The sequence below is a fragment of the Martelella mangrovi genome (assembly GCF_040545495.1).
Lineage (GTDB): Bacteria > Pseudomonadota > Alphaproteobacteria > Rhizobiales > Rhizobiaceae > Martelella > Martelella mangrovi.
The window spans coordinates 31,603-50,406 of the sequence record NZ_JBEPLY010000009.1 but is presented as its reverse complement, the minus strand read 5'-3'; the positions used below and the strand labels follow the sequence as shown (position 1 = coordinate 50,406).

General features: G+C 53.0%; 17 protein-coding genes and 5 pseudogenes. 14 read left to right on the top strand and 8 right to left on the bottom strand.

From position 1 onward, the window contains the following. Positions 1-69: 69 nt before the first annotated feature. Complete coding sequence (locus ABID12_RS13340; protein ID WP_354434616.1) at positions 70-1,059, bottom strand: JmjC domain-containing protein; 990 nt, start codon at positions 1,057-1,059, stop codon at positions 70-72. Positions 1,060-1,603: 544 nt separating this feature from the next. Between ABID12_RS13340 and ABID12_RS13335 the strand changes: the two genes are divergently transcribed. The 3 genes and pseudogenes from ABID12_RS13335 to ABID12_RS13325 form a co-directional block, all read left to right on the top strand. Further along, positions 1,604-3,295, top strand: coding sequence for a PEP-utilizing enzyme (locus ABID12_RS13335; RefSeq protein WP_354434615.1), 1,692 nt, complete (start codon positions 1,604-1,606; stop codon positions 3,293-3,295). A gap of 9 nt (positions 3,296-3,304) precedes the next feature. Next, the gene (locus tag ABID12_RS13330; RefSeq protein ID WP_354434614.1) at positions 3,305-4,117 is read left to right on the top strand and encodes a PEP/pyruvate-binding domain-containing protein; all 813 of its coding nucleotides are present in this window, start codon (positions 3,305-3,307) and stop codon (positions 4,115-4,117) included. Positions 4,118-4,387: 270 nt separating this feature from the next. Then, positions 4,388-5,128, top strand: a pseudogene (locus ABID12_RS13325) (DUF4158 domain-containing protein); the annotation flags it as partial. 108 nt (positions 5,129-5,236) lie between these two features. Here the strand turns inward: ABID12_RS13325 and ABID12_RS13320 are convergent. The 5 genes and pseudogenes from ABID12_RS13320 to ABID12_RS13300 form a co-directional block, all read right to left on the bottom strand. After that, positions 5,237-5,509 carry a hypothetical protein gene (locus ABID12_RS13320; RefSeq protein ID WP_354434612.1) on the bottom strand — a complete coding sequence of 91 codons (273 nt, stop codon included), beginning with the start codon at positions 5,507-5,509 and terminating at the stop codon, positions 5,237-5,239. Positions 5,510-5,601: 92 nt separating this feature from the next. Further along, positions 5,602-6,072: a hypothetical protein gene (locus ABID12_RS13315; protein WP_354434611.1), complete on the bottom strand. Its 471-nt coding sequence runs from the start codon at positions 6,070-6,072 to the stop codon at positions 5,602-5,604. Positions 6,073-6,106: 34 nt separating this feature from the next. Beyond that, positions 6,107-6,547 carry a thermonuclease family protein gene (locus ABID12_RS13310; RefSeq protein WP_354434610.1) on the bottom strand — a complete coding sequence of 147 codons (441 nt, stop codon included), beginning with the start codon at positions 6,545-6,547 and terminating at the stop codon, positions 6,107-6,109. Beyond that, positions 6,548-6,989, bottom strand: a pseudogene (locus ABID12_RS13305) (IS3 family transposase); the annotation flags it as partial. Beyond that, positions 6,935-7,150, bottom strand: a complete 216-nt coding sequence (locus ABID12_RS13300) for a hypothetical protein (RefSeq protein ID WP_354434609.1) — start codon at positions 7,148-7,150, stop codon at positions 6,935-6,937. The gene ABID12_RS13300 and the pseudogene ABID12_RS13305, both read right to left, overlap by 55 nt. A gap of 102 nt (positions 7,151-7,252) precedes the next feature. Here ABID12_RS13300 and ABID12_RS13295 point away from each other — a divergent pair. From ABID12_RS13295 to ABID12_RS13245, 11 genes and pseudogenes are all read left to right on the top strand, one after another. After that, positions 7,253-7,669: pseudogene (locus ABID12_RS13295) on the top strand (ATP-binding protein); the annotation flags it as partial. A 158-nt stretch (positions 7,670-7,827) separates the two neighbouring features. Next, complete coding sequence (locus ABID12_RS13290) at positions 7,828-8,838, top strand: ABC transporter ATP-binding protein (RefSeq protein WP_354434608.1); 1,011 nt, start codon at positions 7,828-7,830, stop codon at positions 8,836-8,838. A 3-nt stretch (positions 8,839-8,841) separates the two neighbouring features. Further along, a complete protein-coding gene (locus tag ABID12_RS13285) occupies positions 8,842-9,630 on the top strand; it encodes an ABC transporter permease (protein WP_354434607.1) in 789 nt (262 codons plus the stop codon). Between the two features lie 2 nt (positions 9,631-9,632). Then, positions 9,633-10,433 (top strand): ABC transporter permease, encoded by an 801-nt coding sequence (locus tag ABID12_RS13280; protein ID WP_354434606.1) that lies wholly within the window; start codon positions 9,633-9,635, stop codon positions 10,431-10,433. A 424-nt stretch (positions 10,434-10,857) separates the two neighbouring features. Continuing rightward, complete coding sequence (locus ABID12_RS13275) at positions 10,858-11,520, top strand: class I SAM-dependent methyltransferase (protein WP_354434605.1); 663 nt, start codon at positions 10,858-10,860, stop codon at positions 11,518-11,520. 52 nt (positions 11,521-11,572) lie between these two features. Continuing rightward, complete coding sequence (locus ABID12_RS13270; protein WP_354434604.1) at positions 11,573-11,890, top strand: PqqD family protein; 318 nt, start codon at positions 11,573-11,575, stop codon at positions 11,888-11,890. Next, positions 11,883-12,374, top strand: a complete 492-nt coding sequence (locus ABID12_RS13265; protein WP_354434603.1) for a hypothetical protein — start codon at positions 11,883-11,885, stop codon at positions 12,372-12,374. Before ABID12_RS13270 ends, ABID12_RS13265 begins: the two co-directional genes overlap by 8 nt. Positions 12,375-12,429: 55 nt before the next feature. Beyond that, the gene (asnB, locus tag ABID12_RS13260) at positions 12,430-14,409 is read left to right on the top strand and encodes an asparagine synthase (glutamine-hydrolyzing) (protein WP_354434602.1); all 1,980 of its coding nucleotides are present in this window, start codon (positions 12,430-12,432) and stop codon (positions 14,407-14,409) included. 153 nt (positions 14,410-14,562) lie between these two features. Beyond that, on the top strand, positions 14,563-15,234 hold the full coding sequence (locus ABID12_RS13255; RefSeq protein ID WP_354434601.1) for a hypothetical protein: 672 nt from the start codon (positions 14,563-14,565) through the stop codon (positions 15,232-15,234). A gap of 14 nt (positions 15,235-15,248) precedes the next feature. Further along, on the top strand, positions 15,249-15,992 hold the full coding sequence (locus tag ABID12_RS13250; protein ID WP_354434600.1) for a hypothetical protein: 744 nt from the start codon (positions 15,249-15,251) through the stop codon (positions 15,990-15,992). A gap of 129 nt (positions 15,993-16,121) precedes the next feature. Beyond that, entirely contained in the window at positions 16,122-17,228 is a 1,107-nt protein-coding gene (locus ABID12_RS13245) for a nucleoside-diphosphate kinase (RefSeq protein ID WP_354434599.1), read from the top strand. A gap of 190 nt (positions 17,229-17,418) precedes the next feature. Here the strand turns inward: ABID12_RS13245 and ABID12_RS13240 are convergent. Then, a pseudogene (locus tag ABID12_RS13240) lies at positions 17,419-17,592 on the bottom strand (glycerol-3-phosphate acyltransferase); the annotation flags it as partial. 86 nt (positions 17,593-17,678) lie between these two features. Then, positions 17,679-18,782 (bottom strand): annotated as a pseudogene (locus tag ABID12_RS13235) (IS3 family transposase). Positions 18,783-18,804: the final 22 nt, after the last annotated feature.

Sequence of the window (18,804 nt, the reverse complement as noted above, 5' to 3'; positions counted from 1 at the left end):
AGGCGGCAGAATATTGAACCGACCAGCCAAACTCAATGCAACAATCCAGATGTGCTTCGAAAACCGCTCTTAGAGTTGGAGCTCGGTGGTCTGCCGCATGACGGCGTTGGCAATTTGATAGGAGTCGTGCTCCATCGTTTGAGCGCCCGTTAGATCGGAAGCTGAGATATCTCCGATGTCATCGATGATTCGGGCGGCCAAATCCTTAGCCCTGGCGCCGGCGGCGCCTTCACCGTTCGGTTCGAAGCCTTCTGCTGCCTCACGCCAAATCGGCGAACGGCTCAACCTTTTGCGGACCACGTACAGCGCTAAATCAAGCCAAGTCGGCTGACTGAAGGTCAGATTGAGAGAGATCGACGAACCGCTGGCCTTTGTCCCATGCCACCATCCCCGCGGCACATACAGGAAACTGCCTGGCTCCATGTGCACAGCTAAATAATCGGTGTCCTCGTTTGGTGGAGCAGCAGGAGGAGTGCCCGTCCAATATTCCCTTAGGTCTTCGGGAACATATGGATATTCGTCCAATTCATAGTGCTGAAGAGGGAAGGGCGCATTCTCGTTGGGTTTGAACCACCAGGTCTTCGATCCTTCCAACTGAAAGACGAAATTGGAGAACGCATCAAAATGCATGTCGAGACCGCTCGAGGAGGGCGACATATATGATACAGACTTCGTGAAGGTTCCCGTCGGCATTCCCATAGTCGTGCGAAACTCGTCGAGCATGTCGCGCAGTTGCGGAATATGCTGATCGAGGTGATCAAATTCGAGAGTGCATCCTTCCTTATATAGCTCAACCGCGCGCTGACCTGGAACAAGCATTCGATTTGCCAGTCCTTCCTTGAGGTCCACAATCGCGGATCCGAAGGCCGTGACAAGACTTCCATAGTGCTTGGTAAGCTCTTCAGGGCTCTTCAGCAAGTCAATCAGATCAGTAAATGGCCACACTCGGCCCCGGTTGTGAACGAAGAAGGGCTTTTTTTCCCAGTATTCATCGCGAAACGTCGTCAGGGAATACGGCTTCATGATTTCATCAATATACGAGCTTTTCATTGCTGTCATTCAACCTTTGCTTGACTTCATTCTGGCGAATGCGGCCTAGTGCCTGTTAAAAAGTGTCTTCAGGAGTTTCATTTCTCCCTCATGCTTACCACCTTCTCTAGGGAAAGCTTGTCGCCTGATCGGTTACCCAGCGATGGCTCCGAAAATCGGTGAGATTCCAGGAGCTGTTGCCGCTTCGCCCCATGCTATGGCATTTCGCAGAAACAACGTTGAATTCCATCATTGGCGTCTTCGACCATGGAGCCCCGACGTCCGGCAGCTCGGTGCGGACCGCTTGGACTTTGAGCTTCATAAAAGTGTTACGCGTTATTCATATGGTCGGGAGGTTGACACACCAATTCCGTCTTGTCAACTCCAGGGTGATAAATACATATACACTCGTATAACGTGTAAAAGTGATGGGGATGACATGCTTTGGGATGGTAGCAAGCATTTCCAAAAAATTCGCTAGGACTCGCTTCTCGCTATGTCCGGAAGGGCAAATCATTCGATCGTAACACCTCTAGCGAAAAGGCCATTTGATCATCGGAGCCAGGACCAATTTATGAGGATGCCACTGTTCAATCCGCCGACTACCGGTACATGGTTTAAGGACAAAGAGCATTGGTCTAGGCCAATTTCGGGTTCATTCGGTAGCATTTATACTCGCGCTCTTACCGATGGCCTTAAGGTATCGGCCGCCGAGTATGGCGAGATTGAGATATGGGACTTTGCGGTTGTTGCGAACGTGCCATACGGGTCTCCTAGCTGGTTAGGGGTCGCGGCTGATAGAACTGACGATATCGATGCTCAACTCCAGGAGGGTAACCCGAGAGTGGCGGCGGCCATTGCAAGAAGCGAATCCATTTGGGAAGAGCGGCCTTGGCGCACCGAACTTCAACATTGGGATACGCACTGGAAACCGGCATTGGCGGACGGTAACCGCGCGCTCCAAGCTGTCGATCCGGCAAGCCTGGATGATGAGATGCTAGCTGCCCATCTGGAATTGGCGGCGAGGCATCTCTATAGGGCGATGTATTGCCATCACGCCCTAAACAATAGCTGTCATGTGCCTGTCGGTGACTTCCTGTCGCGTGGTTCGCGACTGGTTGACGGCACGCCATTGCAACTCATCAATTTGCTTAAGGGAACAGCGACCGTTTCGGCAGGGGCAAGGCGGGAGTTGGCGCTAGTCGGTAATGCCATCGCCCAAAACGCCACTGCAACCGCCATACTGGAGGGAGGCGAAAACGGTGCCCGGACACTAGAGATCCTGCAAAATCTTGACGCCGAGCTTTCTGACGCGGTGGCTCAATATGTCGATGCGATTGGTTGGCGCCCTCTTTCGGGCTACGATGTTACCGATCCAACAGCCAATGAAGTTCCTGAAGTGATTCTGAGTTCAATCCAGAATATGCTACAATCCACATATCTGGAAGAAACCACGCCTGCGGTTAAAGACGAATTGCGGAAACTACGGCAGACGGTCTCCCCGAAAGCCAGATCCGAATTTGACGCTCTTCTTAGTGAAGCCCATTTGGTCTATCGCCTTCGGGATGAGCGAACCTTCTATGGCGATGGCTGGGCGACCGGCCTGCTACGTCGGGCATTACGAGCGGCAGGCCGTCGGCTTGCCGATCGTGGACAGCTCTCTAACCCAGAACATATATTCGATCTCACTGTCGAGGAGGTCGCGACCTTAACGGTCTATCGCGCGGGTCCAACACGACATGACGTTACTGCGCGAGCCAACAACCGCCAGAGAATTACTGTGGACGAGGCCCCGGATCGTCTAGGGCCTGAGATGACTTTCCCGATCCTAGACTGGTTACCTGCCTCAGCACAACGGCTACATGACGCGATTCAAGAGACCAATCTCCATATGTTCGCGGCCAAGGCGGATACTGCTGATAACGCCCACAGAATCCAAGGGCTGGCGGCCAGCCCAGGTGACTACGTTGGAACTGCTCGCATTGTGTCCGCTCCAGAAGACCTCAAAAGGGTGCTTCCGGGTGATGTGATCGTAGCTCCCACAACATCGCCGGCATATAATATCGTTTTGCCGATCATTGGTGCTATTGTAACCGATCGAGGCGGGTTGCTCAGCCACGCGGCGATTGTCTCTAGGGAGCAACACATTCCCGCCGTGGTCAGCACAGGCGAGGCGACGCGGCGGCTGAAGGATGGAGCGCTTGTCCGAGTGAACGGCCATGAAGGTTGGGTGGAAGAGGTACTGGTAACTCTCAATTTGGCGTAGGTTGAGGACATGCAAATTAATATAGTCGATCTTAGCGCTGCACATGATGCACACCACGGCGGCAAGGCCAGCAGGCTATCGAAGGCGTTGCAATTGGGACTGCCTGTCCCGGCAGGCATGGTCATCACATTAAAAGCTATCGAAACGCTGACGGTTGATGAGCTCTCTCGTTTCTGCGACTGGGGTGAATTGCTCCGAACGTTAGGGGGGTGCGTTGTCGCCCGATCTTCTGCTAGCGCAGAGGACTCAGAGGATGCTTCCTTTGCCGGTCAATTCCTCACCGTTGTCAATATTCAAAGTGTCGACCAACTGCTACAGGCCATCATCGATGTGTTCCAGTCTCAGGATTCTGCCGGGGTAAAGGGTTATATGGCGCACCGTTCGATGTGCGATCGTGTGGCCATGTCCATTCTGATCCAACGAATGGTGGATCCGCGCTCTGCAGGAGTACTTTTTTCGCGCCATCCGGTCACGGGCGAGGACTGCTTCTATATCGAATCTGCCTGGGGTTTGGGTGAAAGCGTCGTTGGTGGCTTGGTGACACCTGACGCTTTCCGGATGAATAGGGAGCTTGTGCTGCTGGAGCGGACCCTGGGAGATAAGCAGATCGCTATCCGTGCATCCGCGGAGGGTGGAGTTGTCGAGGAGCATCTGGATTTGTGTCTTCGCCACAAATCCTCTTTAACCGCTGAGGAGTTAATTAACTTGGGGGAACTTGCGCTGCAGTGCCTTTCTGGGTTCGGCAGGCATGGATTCGACATGGAATGGGCGATCGACGAAAATGGACTCTGGTTGCTGCAAATTCGACCCCTCACTGCCTGAGATTTGGCTTGTGCTTGAATTGAAAGAGCTGAGCAACACCGGAATACCACTGGTCGCAAAAGTCAGAGTTTCGCGACTGACTTTTGCGACACGCCCTGGGTGAATGCGTCCTTGAAAGGATGAGGGGATCGGTTACACTACTTAATAGGCCCAGTCGGCCCGAAGCTGCGATTTTGGCCAACTCGAAGAACGTTGTGGGAACATGACTTGCGGGATTGACCTGAGAAACGCCTATTCGTGACATTGCGCTCCATTTTGAGGAGCGTGGTGATGAGTACGAGTATTTCGAGTTCGGATTTTGTCGGCCTATGGAGCTTGAGCTTCGCTGACATTGATTTCATCAATTCCAAACCGGCGGCAACAAGGCTCGGTTCGGCGGCGCAGTTGAAGTTTTTCAGCGCACGCGGCTTTTTCGCCGATGACACCGCCGCAATTCCACATGATGCAGCCGACTATCTGGCCGAACAGCTCGGCGTCCATGCTGATGAACTGTCGGGATATGATTTCAACGGGCGAACGGCCCGGCGGAATTGCGCCGAGATTTTGCAGTATCTCGGATTTCGCCGGATGAAGCGGGCGGACCGGGAGGTCTTGTCTCTCTATATTATGGACGAACTCTGCCCAGCGGGCCAATCTGCCAGCGCCATGCTTGAGGCGGTGTTCCTGTGGTGCCGGGATCGCAACATCTATGGCCCTTCGGCCAAGGAGCTTGAACGGCTGGTCCGCTCGCAACGCCAGCAATATCTGGACGGTTGGCTCCATGAGGTGAGCGCCGCGCTACCGGACGAGACCATCGTATTGATGGAAGGTTCCCTCGCCGACGCAGACGCACCAACTGGCTTCAATGCGATGAAAGCCGATGCGGGCCGGGCAACGCTGGACAACATTCTGGAAGTGACCGAGCGGCTGGCATTCATCCGGAGACTGAACCTTCCCCGGAAAATGCTTTCGAAGGTCAATCCGGCATGGATCGATCAGGTCGTTCGCCGCGTTTCCGGTGAAAAGGCATCGCCTTAGCGATCGTCACCCGCATGGGCGAAGACGGCCAAAGGCTGGCTGCGTGCCGAAGGCATAGAGCGCGGCCGCCAGATAGGGCGGAAGGTTAAACCGCAAGCCGTTTCACCCCTCTGAGATCAGCTCAAAAGGCAAATTTTTGGCGAACTCTCCCAAACCATCGAGCATGTCGCCAACACGAATTGGCATGTCTTCGATGGTCTCATTCGTCAGGTAATAGATCCACGGCTCGCCACCGGACGTCGAACAAGTGAAAAATTGCTGCCATCCGTTTTTGTCGATTAAGTTCGCGAATTTCTCCCGGCTGCGAACAGACCACTCGAAGCCCCCATGGAACATGTAATTCCGATAATTGAACATGGCATCAAGCCAGGTCATGAAATCGGACGGCAGATATGGTAATAGACCGCAGGCATCGGCGAGTTGATGAACGCCTCGCGAAATGTTGTTTTTGGCCTCGTTTTTATCGTTTAAATGGAACTGCCCGTTCCAGCGAACATCCCATGAGCACCCGCTTTTATCCGCCCGCGTCCAACGCTTGTGCGCCGGGGCGCCATGTTTTTCTTCTGATACATATAACCGAGCGCTGCCATGGCTTGGCAGAGGATACTTTCCACCATTGGTGCAATCATCCCGATTGCAGCCATGCTTTCAGCCGCGTCTTCATAGATGCTATCATGGATCAGGTCGACGTGTTGATCGACGTAATGATCATGGTGCGACCCCTTGTAGGATTTCAGCTCCTCCCCATCACGTTTGATGAACTCGGAGGCCTCTTCCCGTGACTTGCGATTGCGGCCTAGAAGCAGGCGGATTGCTCGAAGCTGGGCATCCCATTCGACATGGTCGATTAGCGTGTGGATGTAATCGCGCTTGTCGAGAAGACTATCCCAATCTGGTTGTTCAAAGCCTTCGAAGTCGCTTTCGCTGAGTTGGCCCATTGTCCGCTCCGTGTTCACCCGCATCAATGCCGTTTTATCTCGTTCCAGGCGGCCGAACCGCCACGATACCGAAGTGCAAGCCCTTGCTGACAAGGATTTTCCCGGCGTCTCGCCCATCGACCTCGACATGGATCAGATTCCGACCGTACTTGTCAGTGGTCCCGCTGTCGATGATCTCGACCGTTCCGGCCTGACCGATTAGATCCCGCAGCCGGTCCCGCGCCTGATACCCCACCTTTTCCTCGTAGCTACACCGCGGCTTGAAAATCTCGGGCGTGTCGATGTCGAGCAATCGCATCCGCTGACTACCAATTTTGATGGTGTCCCCGTCGTAGACGCTGATTTCGCCGGCGCTGGTCACGATCGTTGTTTGCCGGCCGTATTTTTCAGCCTGCCGGCCGATCTCCCGAAGGAACGATTTCGGGACACCGATGGATTGGACCTGTCGCGTATTTGTGCCGCTCGGATTGCTCACTTAAGCTACCTTTCCCTCGAAAGCCAAGGGGCTTTTCCAGCCCAGGGCTGAGTGGCGACGGCGCGGATTGTAGAAGCCGTTGATGTATTCGAAGATGGCGACTTCGGTATCACGACGCGTTCGCCAGGACTGCTGCCACAATAGCTCGGCCTTGATCGTCTTGAAGAATGTCTCGACCGCCGCGTTATCGTAACAGTTTCCAGTACCGCTCATCGACACCTCGAAGCCATGTTGGCGCAGGATTTTTTTGATAGTCGTGAGAACAATATTGGCTGCCACGGTCGGTGTGATGCATGCAGCCTTTCGGCGGTCTTCGCAGGGCGATGGCCATGTTCAAGGCTTTGATCGCAAAGTCACGTTTCATGCGGTTTGAGACGGCCCAACCGATCACGCGCCTTGAATGCAGATCAAGGATGACAGCCAGGTAGAGCCACCCCTCTCTTTCCGCAGCTCGGCGACCTCGCGCTCGAGATCGGACTGGGTCGTTGGCTTCTCAGGATTGCGCCGATCTTGCTGGATCCAACGGCTCAGCGTCGAGAAGCCGACGCCAAAATCTGCCGCCACCTGCCTACGCGGCAAACCGCTGGTCAATGCGACCCGCACTGCCTCAGCGCGGAATTCCGGGGTCGGTGTTTGTGCGATGATGTTTCTCCTTTGTGGCAAAATACCAAGTCAAAGGAGCGGAACAATTCCGTGACAGGTCCAGTCGAGCATCATCGCAGAAAGGTCCGCTTCTTCTCGACCATCGAACTGGTCAATGCACTTGAGCAGGAAAAGGCCAAAGGCAAGGCAGGCCAAATTGCCGAAGCCCTGGTCCGTCTCGACCTGTTGATCCTTGATGAGCTCGGATACCTTCCGTTCAGCGCCTCGGGCGGCGCATTGCTCTTCCACCTTCTGAGCAAGCTTTACGAGCGCACCAGCGTCATCATCACCACCAATCTCAGCTTCAGCGAATGGGCCACAGTCTTCGGCGACGCCAAGATGACCACCGCTCTGCTCGATCGGCTGACACACCGTTGCCACATCCTGGAAACAGGAAATGACAGCTTCCGCTTCAAGGCCAGCTCGGCCGCAGCGGCACACAAGAGAGGAGAAAAGGCCACACCATTGACCAAAGCCTGATCAGAAAACCATACTCAGAGGTGGCTCACTTCTCGGTGGAAAAACCGGCTCAGTTCCGCGTGAAAACCAACAGCGGGCGAATGCCACGAAACGTCCGTCACAAAACTGTATTCCACCTCTTATAGGTTGCGGTGACACATCCAAGACAAAGTGGTTATATGCCTCCGATCCTATCCGCCAAACATGTGGTCAAACGCTATCGCCAAAGGAAGCAGGCTTCCGGGCTTTTTGGTGCGTTGAAGTCGTTTGTGTCCTCGGGCACGGATGAGATCGCGGCTGTTGACGACATCTCGTTCGATCTCGAGGCGGGCGAGGCCGTGGGCTATCTCGGTCCCAATGGAGCGGGTAAGTCCACAATGATCAAGATGATGACTGGGATTCTCGTTCCAACTCATGGTCACTTAAGCGTACTCGGACGTGTCCCACACGTGGACCGGATGAAGAATACCCGTGAGATTGGTACTGTTTTCGGCCAAAGAAGCCAGCTTTGGTGGGATCTGCCGGTTTCCGAGTCCTTTGACCTGTCACGCCATATCTATGGAATGCCGGAAGGGCACTTCCGCAAAAACCTTGACTATTTTGTGACTCTCTTGGACCTTAACGACCTACTATTGCGCCCGGTGCGCAACCTCAGTCTGGGTCAACGAATGCGTTGCGAGATTGTCCTCGCACTCCTACATGACCCCAAGATTGTTTTTCTCGACGAACCGACAATTGGTCTTGACGTGGTCGCCAAAGACATTGTCCGCAAATTCCTTCGGCGGATCAATCTTGAGCGTGGCGTGACGCTGGTGGTCACATCTCACGACATGCAAGATATTGAGGCGATATGCCCGCGGCTCCTAATGGTCGACAACGGCAAGCTGCTGTTTGATGGCGACCTGTCGCAGTTGCGTAATCATTTGGGAACTCATCGCCGTGTGAAATTACAGTTTTCCCATTCGGTGCCCGCCTTTTCTGTAGTGGATCTCCAATTGATCGAGGCAAAAGAATCAACGGTTTACTTCGAAATATTACGGGAAAATTTGTCGCTTCTGCAGATTCTGGAAAGATTGCCGAAGGACCTTCCCCTTGAGGACGTGCGGCTTGAGGAGCCCGATACCGACGAAGTGATCAGGGCATTCTACGGCATGAGCCGTCCGGAACCGCTTCGCGTTGTGGGAGCGTGAGCCATGTACTTGGCAATTTTCCGAAATTCCCTTCATGTCGCGCTGACTTACCGCGGGCGCTTTTTTCTGCAAGTGCTGGAATCCTATATCGCGTCGGTCGCACTCGCTTCGATTTGGCAGGCGGTGTATGGCAACTCTTCATCGGTCGACGGCATCTCGCTTCAGGAAGCGATCACTTATTCAACTCTCGGATTCACGGTTTTGACGGCTTGGCGATGGCGGCGGACGCTCCGAGAACTCGGTCGCCAGATTAAGTCTGGCGACATTGCCGTCCATCTCCTTAAACCCGTTAATTTTCCGATGAAGCTCTTTGCCGAATCCTGCGGCCAGAAACTGTTCGAAGTCATTGTCGTAGGTTGTCCAGCTTTGGCCTTAATAGCCTTGACATATGGATTGGAACCGCCCGTTGATCTGTCTCACTGCGCGTTGTTCTTGCTGTTTTTTCTGCTGTCCTTTTTCTTGATGTTTCTGGTCGTCCTAATCGGCGGCTTGGGGACTCTATATCTCTATAAAGAGGAACCGGTGGAGTGGACGATCAGTGCGTGCGTCGTCTTGCTGTCCGGCCAGGCCATTCCCCTCAGGTTTTATCCAGAGACAGTGCAAGTGCTGATCACACACCTGCCCTTTTCTTGGATCAGCTTCTACCCCGCGGCCGTTTATCTCGGAAAGGTAGAGGCTCCTGACGCATTTGGCCTCCTCAGTATCGGAATTGTATGGAGCGCTACACTTGCCCTGGTCGCTCACGCGTTGTGGGGGCGACTTGTCAATCACCTGACAGTGCAAGGCGGCTGACTATGAAGCGCGAATTCATGGTCTGGCTTCACCTTGTCCGCTTATCTCTCAAGTCTGGGCTCCAATATCGCGGTGCATTCATTCTGCATATGGCGGGCATGATCGCAAACTATATAGCCATCTTTGCTGGAATATGGGTCGTTCTCCGCAAATTCAACGAGTTAGGTGGATGGACATGGCCCCAGATGGGAGTATTGTTAGCCTTTCAGCTCTTCACCTACGCGCTTGGCGCGGCTTTCAGCCAAGCGCAGTTTCGCGGCCTCGGCGATTTGATCAGGTCCGGCAATTTCGATGTCACTCTTACACGTCCCATACGATCGTGGGCCTATGTGATCTTTTCGAACGTCAACACGGGCTACGCGGGCCATTTCATTCTAGCTTTGACGCTGATGTTTTGGGCCCTGTCTCAGCCCGGAATCCCTGTAAGGGTCTTACCTTTGATCTATCTGTTTCTGGCTTCACTAAGCGGGGCCATGGTCGTGGCGTCCATTTTTATGACGCTCGGTGCATTTTCGATGATTGCCGTCGAAGCAGAATTCCTAACGGATCTTTTCTTCGGCTTTTGGGAGCTGACGCGTTATCCGCTGACTATCTTTCCTGTGTTCTTGCAATGGTTGCTCGTGACTGTCTTACCGCTCGGTTTCTTCAGCTTTGTTCCTGTGTCTGTTTTCTTGAACAAGGGCGGATTCGTGCTCGGAGACGCCGCTCTCCCGTTGTCTCTTTTTGCTGGCCCGGTCATGGCTGCTGTTGCAGGCAGCACATGGATAGCGTGCCTGAGAAAATATCAAAGTGCGGGTGGTTAGGTATGAATTAGATTAAATTTATATTTACATCACTATTTTACAGTTTTACATCTAAGTATTTCTATGAAGTATACTTGGCAGAATTACATATTACTTATTTTATAAATGCCTATTGACATAAAGAGTGAATTATTTTGTATATTTTCCTCTCTTTTGAGTAGGTTATAGTTGACTCGAAGAAGTTGTTGATGAACACTGGTGGTTGCTGGGTGGCATCCCGCTACTCCAGATAAGCAAGAGGTAACTAGTCATGAAAAAGAAGTACAGCTCCGCCCGCGTCGTTCGCCTGCGTCGTGCGGTTATCGCTAGCGGTCACTAATTAGACCGTCGCACTTGCGGCCGACTATGGCCGCAAGTGTCGCTGTGAATTCACCAGCTCTCCGAGGTCCGAAGTTTGCTTAGCTCCGAAAGATGTTTGGACTACGTGCGTTTCGTCGATAAGTATCAGCCATTCTTGTATCCCCTGATAGCTCGAACGATATTCCGCGAAGTGTCTAAGAGGATAGAAACGGTACTCGATGTTGGATCGGGTCCAGGCTATCTGTCAGTCGAAATGGCGGCGCGACCGCCCATTAAGGTCCAAGCCATTGACATCAACCCGACCATGCTTGCGCTTGCCGCGAAACGCGCCGACCAACGGGGCTTTCGCTCCCAGATTGTTTTTGACACGGCGGATGTCCACCAACTTCCCTACAAGTCGAATACGTTCGATCTGGTCGTTTCCTATTCATGCCTGCACCACTGGCATGACATACCTACGGCGCTAAGCGAATGTGTCCGCGTCCTTCGTCCTGGCGGGACCCTGTATATTATCGACAGCTACCCTGATCCCCAGGCCGTTTCGTTTTTCAAGAGGATGATCCCAGAGCCAGAATTGGCCCGCTTTGCTGTCCAAGCCTTGGAGGAGAGCCTTGAACCGGAAACCATCCGCGCCTTTGTCAAGAACCTGGAAACACAGAATTTTGAAGTGGCCGACTTCGTGTTCGATGAGGAAGACATGCTCGAAATCATCGAACACATCCAAGACTCTCCCTTCGAGGAGGCCCCACCGAACACAATCTCTTGGAAGCTTGTCGCAACCAAGTAGCCCCACCGTATGTTCGTGGGGCCCATCTAAAACACGATAAGGGATACAAACCATGGGACAGGAAATCGCGTCCAGTCAAAGTGAACCGTCAGAAATAGATGTAACCGCGATACCAGTATTGAACGACAATGTTGAATGGCGCAGCTATCTCAAAGGGGTAGTGATTAATCCAGATTTTGCCCTGAATGAAGCCGCAGCTTCGATGTTCAAGCTGATTGACGGAAAGCGTTCAATCGAAATGATAGGAGAGGAAATCACCAAAGAATACGAGGTTGATCTCGATGTCGCACTGCAAGATTGCTGGGAGCTGGTGCAAGATTTGCGAAATAATGGCATCCTGAAACTTCGCTCGGTAGCAACACATGATTGATCTGCTCGCTCTGGAACGAGCAGTTGCAGGCCCTATGAGAGTCGCTGTGGTCGCAAGTGAGCGCAGGGCTGCATTGTTCAACCATATCGCAAGCTTCATCAGTCTCGGCGAGCACGCTGGATTGTCGCCTGAAGGCGTCGCGGCGTGGTTAGTGGAAACCTACCAAGACCATGGCTACTACGAGGAATGGTCGCGAGACAGCACGCAGTCGCGTCAGGAACGTTTTCTTGAGGATTTCGTTCGCGGGCGCCGCTTGCTCTACGACGACCTCCAGGTCGAACTGAACGAAGCGTCTGCGATCGTAAGAGCAAAACAATGGTATGTCGACGAGCCACCGGACGCGCTGTTTTATTTCGATCTCAATGTTGGCACTTTCGAGCGCTTCGCCGTGACACTTGCGACGCTTACGTCATCCGCCGCTGGGGTCTCACTTCAGATCTCCCATGATTCGGGATGGGAAGTTACTCACATCGCCATGAGATAGGCGCACCACGTGTTGAGCGCCATGGTAAAGTTGAACCGAGATTGGAACGATCATCATGTGTGGAATTGTAGGAATAGCCAATCTCGATAAACGGCCTCTCTCCGCGAGGCAGATTTCGGACCTCAAAAAGGCGACGCGACTCTTGGCGCATAGAGGGCCGGACGCAGAGCGGATCATACTTGATGACAACGTCGGCTTGGGTTTCCGACGTTTGTCCATCGTAGATACGTCTGACCAAGGCATGCAGCCGTTTCTGAATGAGGACGATACCATTTTATGCGCGGTCAACGGCGAAATCTACAATTCGGATGCCTTGCGCCGCCGACTTCAAGGTCGGCACAAGCTTCGCTCGCGGTCGGATTGCGAAGTGGTCGTGCACTTGTACGAGGAGATGGGGCCTGCGTATGCAAATCCCTTGGATGGAATGTTTGCCGCAGCGATTGTCGACTTTCGTCACGGAAAATTACTGCTCACGCGGGACCGCTTTGGCATCAAGCCGTTATTTTACAGCATGCAGCGCCATACGTTGGTATTTGCCTCCGAAATCAAGGCGCTGTTTATGTTTCACAACATTGAACGGCAGCTAAACTGGAGCGAGTGTCTCGAAGACCGATGGCTATCGGGCGGTTTTACTTTCGCGGCCCAACCTGCGCCAAGTTACTTTGAACGGATCGAACCTGTTGAACCTGGGACGACCGTTGCTTTCGACTTTTCAACCGGACAGATGGAAGTGCGTAGGTATTGGCAACTTCCGTGCCCGGAGGAGCCCATCGAGGAATTCTCATGCCAGAATAAAGAAGAGGTGGTCACACTCTATGGGAATCGCCTGCAAACATCGGTCACCGGATGCCTTATGAGTGATGTCGAGATCGGCATCGCTTTGAGCGGCGGTATTGACTCCATGGCGGTGGCCGCCTTGGCAGGAATGGGCGATCTGCATTCGTTCACGATCCTGAATCAAAGTACATTGGCCAACCATGACGCCGAGTGGGCGGCCAGGGCTGCAGCAAGCCTCCGGTTGAAAAATCATCAGGTGCTACTTTCCGATCTTGAACAGGTGCGGCCACAGGATTGGCTCCGCCTTCTGTGGATTGCCGAGTCGCCCTATTGCGGAGCCGAGCACTTATTCAAGTTCCACCTCTACCGTTGCGCGCGCATGCTACGTCCGAATTTAAAGGTAGTCCTTACTGGGCAAGGAAGTGATGAGTTCAATGGAGGCTATTCTAGCCTTTGGCCCGTGGAACGACCGGAATGGCAATGCTTTATCGATACCATTTCGGCCTTTGCCGACATTGACTCGGAGCTCGCCCCTTATGTGCGGTGGAATACGATTCTAGGCCGACCAGTTGTCAAGCCGATGGACGTTAACAAGACAGGCGGCTTCGAAAGAGGCTCGTTTCACAACTACATGCGATCGAAGATGCGGGATCTTCAGGTCTATAATCTTTGGCTGGAGGATCGGCTCTCGGCATCGCAGGGCATGGAAGTCCGTTTGCCCTTCCTCAATCACAATCTTGTAGAACTCATGGCGACATTGCCGCCAGAACTGCACGACCCGCTTCTTTGGAACAAGTATATATTGAGAAGCGCTGTTTCCTGCGCGCTTTCGGAGGACTTTTGCCATCGGCCAAAGGGTGCCCTTTTCTACGGGCCTGAAACGAAAGCGACAACAAATCTAGTTCTATTTCTAATTTACCGCCTTGTGGAAAACGGCGACCTCGACGCCGCCTTTGCGCGCGGGACCGAGGCAGCTGAAAGGCTGGATTATCTCCAGCTTCGGGCCTGCATTGAGGATTGCCGGAGGAGCCAGGATGACACGACCGCCCAGCTCCTTTTGAGACTGGTCAACATGGCTCTCTTGGATTTAATCGCCAAGTCCCCGGAATTGTGCGCCGACGCGTATTCAGCGCCGTATCCCGACGTGCACAGCCTAACGGTTTCCAGTTGGGAAGACAGCTACACTGACATCGAAAAGCATGTTCTCCGGAACCACCGGTCGATTTCGAATATGGAGTCGGGGAGTCGGCATGATTAAGCAAAGCACATTCTTTTGCGGTTTGCCGGGCGGCTCGTTTTCGAATTACATGTCTTTTGGTCTCGTGGATACGAAGCTTGCGCCTTCTTTTCGGCGAATACAGGGGTGCTGGAGCTTGCAACTTGGGCACGTCAGAATACGGACCGAACGATGATGAAACATGGCAATTCGGGCGCATTGGAAGCCTCGATAACTCAGTATTTCCAGCTTAGGGAATCGCGAATTCGGGCAAGCTCCCCGGTCGAGTACTGCCTGAGATACAACGCTGGGAGCGGGAAGACCCTTCAATATTGGCAGAAGTTTTTTGGGCTCAACGGTTTCTTTTCCATCGGCGACAGGACCTTCCGAACATACAAGACCGTCTCTCATTTTGAGATTTGGACAGGCTGTAGCTTTAGCCTAGCTGATAACGGCTCTCTCGAGGAGTTTGAGTTTATCTTCGATGGAACCCAAGCACGGTTGATGAAAATTGAAGAACACGACGGTATCAAATCGAAGACGATTTTGAATTTAATCGAATCTGATCAAAAGTATCTGTTTGACAGGATCATTCTGCATGATCACGAGGGGCGCTCCTCGCATGGCAAGTTCGACTACCTTAAGCTGCAGGTGACTGATACAGTCGGCAATCGAGATAATGGAAGTCTATTATTAAGCAACATTGCCTTTTACATACCAAAGCTTGGTGATCGCTCCGCTGAGGGGCCAGTTCCGCGGTGGGGAATCGATCTGCAAGCTGCGAACACTTCTAGTCTGGCGCATGTGCGCGACTGCATCCTCCGCGACTCGACATGGACTGACCTCTTTGAAATCGACCACAAATAGACAGGATTTGGAAGATGATTGAGGCTCAACGCATTCTGGAATTGGAAGCCAAGTATGTTCTGCCGTCGCCGGGAGTTAACGACGATATTATCGAAACAACTATTGAACAGCTTGTTTCGAAGGGGATGACCGTCATTGATGGCACGATGACCGAGCAGATCAACGTATACTATGACTTCGATCGATACGAATTGCTTGGCTCCGGGATTTCATTCTTGATCAATGTGAATGAAAGGGAAGTTCTGGGACGAATCAAGTATCGGCTCGATGAGCAACCCGCGCTATCCAAGTATCGCGAAATCGAACTCCGGGCAGACAACATCAATGAAATCAGCTCACCTGCACTTTGGCTCTCTCCCGACCTATTTTCTGCACGGAAGCGCATTCAGGAGAACTGGGGCACAACGACCGACCCTTTTTCACTGCAACTGAAGGGAGACCTCCGCGAAAAGGTCTTCACTCGCGCTGAGCGCAAGTACTGCTTTCTTCTACCGGACAACTCGATCGCCACCGCTGATGAAAACCGGATCTCTATCGTATTCGATCACGTGGAATTTGAACATCTTGCTACTGGTCAAAAAGGTATCTTTTTCGAAATCGAAGTCGAAGTCCATGCGATGTCTACCGATTATGATCTTGCGCTGCAAATCACCGATCAGACACTACGGGACTGCGGCTTTATTGGATCTCCAAAGTCAAAGTATCATCGATCGTGCGAAATGCTAGGCATAGAAGCGCTACCGGAAGCGTCGTCTTAACCGGATGGTGGGGAACGGGCAATAGTCTATCGCAATGACTGAAGATGCTTCTGCCCAATATAAACGCCTATCAATAACCGGACCATTTTCTTCGACTAACTCGGACATTCTGCCTATAGGTGTAAAATGTTGGATCATTTTATCGAGAAATATCGCGCAAACAGTGACCTTCTGAAGTTCAGACGCCGCGATGAAGTACTAACCAACATTATAGAGAGTTTCGGACTTGAAGTCCTAAAGGCATTTGAAAATGTTCAACTTCTCATTCTCAAGCCGGACGCGGTTTGCTCCGGCAAAGCACTGGGCATCACAGAGTTCCTTGTGGAGCATGGCGTCGAGGTTTTAGGGGCCTGGCCGCTGTTCTCACTGTCCGAGCACCACTATGAAGAACTCTATCGCTACAATATAGATTTAGACCACAAGAAGCCGATGGTGGGTGCCGTATGGCATCTACGCAACCAGTTTGTCGATCATCCCAGTATCGCTTGCCTCATCACCACCACGCCGGGTATTGCCGAACGGCAAGTTTACGAAGTCACACGTAGCCTGAAAGGGGATTCGACTCCGCTGATGTCACAATCAGGCCAGATTAGATTCGACTTCAATGGTGCCTCGAAGGCGATGAACCTTGTTCACATGTCTGACGATCCAATTTCGACGCTAAGGGAGTTGAGAGTCTTCTTTAAAGAGGATTTCATCCGGGGGCCGTTACACACACTTTGCGACAGGAGGCGGACAGACGACACCTCCCGCTCAACTATGTTTCAGGCTGCGCGCTGCGTGCCAACGCAAACCACGGATGCGGATTTCCCGGCGGCTACCTTGCGCGTCCTACTAATGATCACGAGCCAATTGGCAACTGAGGCACCGCCCTTTTCCAAACACATTGAGTCATTCGATCTACCAGCGGCTCACAACGGCCCCAGAGAAAGACTTTTGGCGCTTGACGGTTTCTTCCAAACGCTTGTAAAAAAAGATTTTTCAACCTTTTGTCCGGCAACGTCACTCAGTTTTCGCGCAAATGCGCTGCTTCAAGTCAGCAAAGTTCTTCTAGAGATGCGCTCTTGGGATACCCAGCGTATTCGCTATTGCCGAGGCGTATTGAAGAGCTTCGACATGACCATCAACGAATGGGATTTCCAGATGCTATTTTCCAACGCCGTCTTCAATGATGCGCTAAAAGCGGCTCTGCAACCAATCACCAAATCTTCAACTCCGCTTGAAGGTGCGATTTGAACAGCCTGAAAACACCTCATTCAATCCAAAGTAGAAAATAATTTCCTATGACCCAGATTGTTCTCCAGAATGCCGGGCTTGATGATGTAGAGCCCACCGCTGGCTTTGATGTGCGAAGGTGGGATTTTCTCGATCCTACAGGAGAGCATGAGGGATTGTGTGGCAATCCCGCGGCCAGCCGCTTGTTTGTACCCAAGCGCGGCTCTGTCCCAGACCATAGCCGCTGAATGTTGGCGCGATGGCGCGCTATCACATAAATTGCTCCGGCGAGTACCAACAAACGATAGGGCAGCGGGTGCGGGAGAACGAAGATAAGGGCGATCGCGGCCAGGGCCGCGAGCATTGAGCTGAGTGAGACAATTCTAAATGTCAATCGGCTTCGTAACGGGGGTCTGACTCATTCTCGATGATGTTGGACTTGCCCGGAAAAAGTGGAGAGCGAACGGGGTCTTACGCGGCCAGTTGGAGAGCGATGCTCTCGAACTGGATTGGGCTCATATAGCCTAAGGCGGAGTGCCGTCGGCGTGTGTTGTAGAAGCCGTCGACATATTGGGATATCTCGGCTTCAGCCTGTTGGCGGGATCTGTAGGCTGTCCGCCATATCAGCTCGGATTTGATGGTCTTAAACACCGTTGATAGGCCTCGGAACAATATTGACTTCCGCGGTCGGAGTGGTGAATGACGCCACGTGGCGGTCTGCGGATGGCGATGGCGCGTTGCAGGGCATTGAGGGCAAGATCCTTCTTCAACCGGTCGCTGACCGACCAGCCGATAATCCGGCGGGAATAAAGATCGAGCACGATCGCCAGGTAAAGCCAGCCTTCGGCGGTCCATATATAGCTGATATCGACACCCCATTTCTGGTCAGGCGCTGACGCTTCAAAGTCCTGATCCAGAATATTGGGTGCCACCGGTCCGCCATGATGGCTGTCAGTCGTCTTTTTGTAACGCCTTTTCTGCAGTGCTTTGAGGCCGTTGTCGCGCATCAGGCGGGCAACGCGATGGCGCCCGACCTCGATGCCGTCTTCCTGCAATTCGACCGTCATACGCGGGCTGCCATAGGTTTCATGCGACGTGGCGAACTGCGAACGGATATGCGCCAGCAGCACCATGTCATCCTGCTGACGTTGGCTGGGCGCACGCCCTTTCCAGGCATAAAAGCCGCTCACGCTGACGCCGAACAGCGTGCAACTGCGGCGGACAGAAACCTTAGCCTTCTCCGCATCGACGACCCGAAACATCATTTCGTGGTCTCCCGTGCGAAGAAGGCGGCAGCTTTTTTAAAAGATCGCGCTCCTGGCGCAAAATCTCGTTCTCTTTGCGAAGACGCGCCAGTTCCTTGCTGACGTCCGAATGCGGCCCCGACAAAAGATCGGCCTCCCGATGCTGTGTCAGCCAGCGTGTCAGCGTCGACTTGCCAATACCCAAATCTTCGGCAATCGCCGCGATAGAACGGCCGCTCGTTTCAACAAGGCGAACCGCCTCGGCCCGGAACTCCGGCGTAACACCAGCATGGCGGCCGCGGCCGCCTAATGTCTTCTTCTCGTCTTTCATGCATCAAACTCCTAGCAAATTT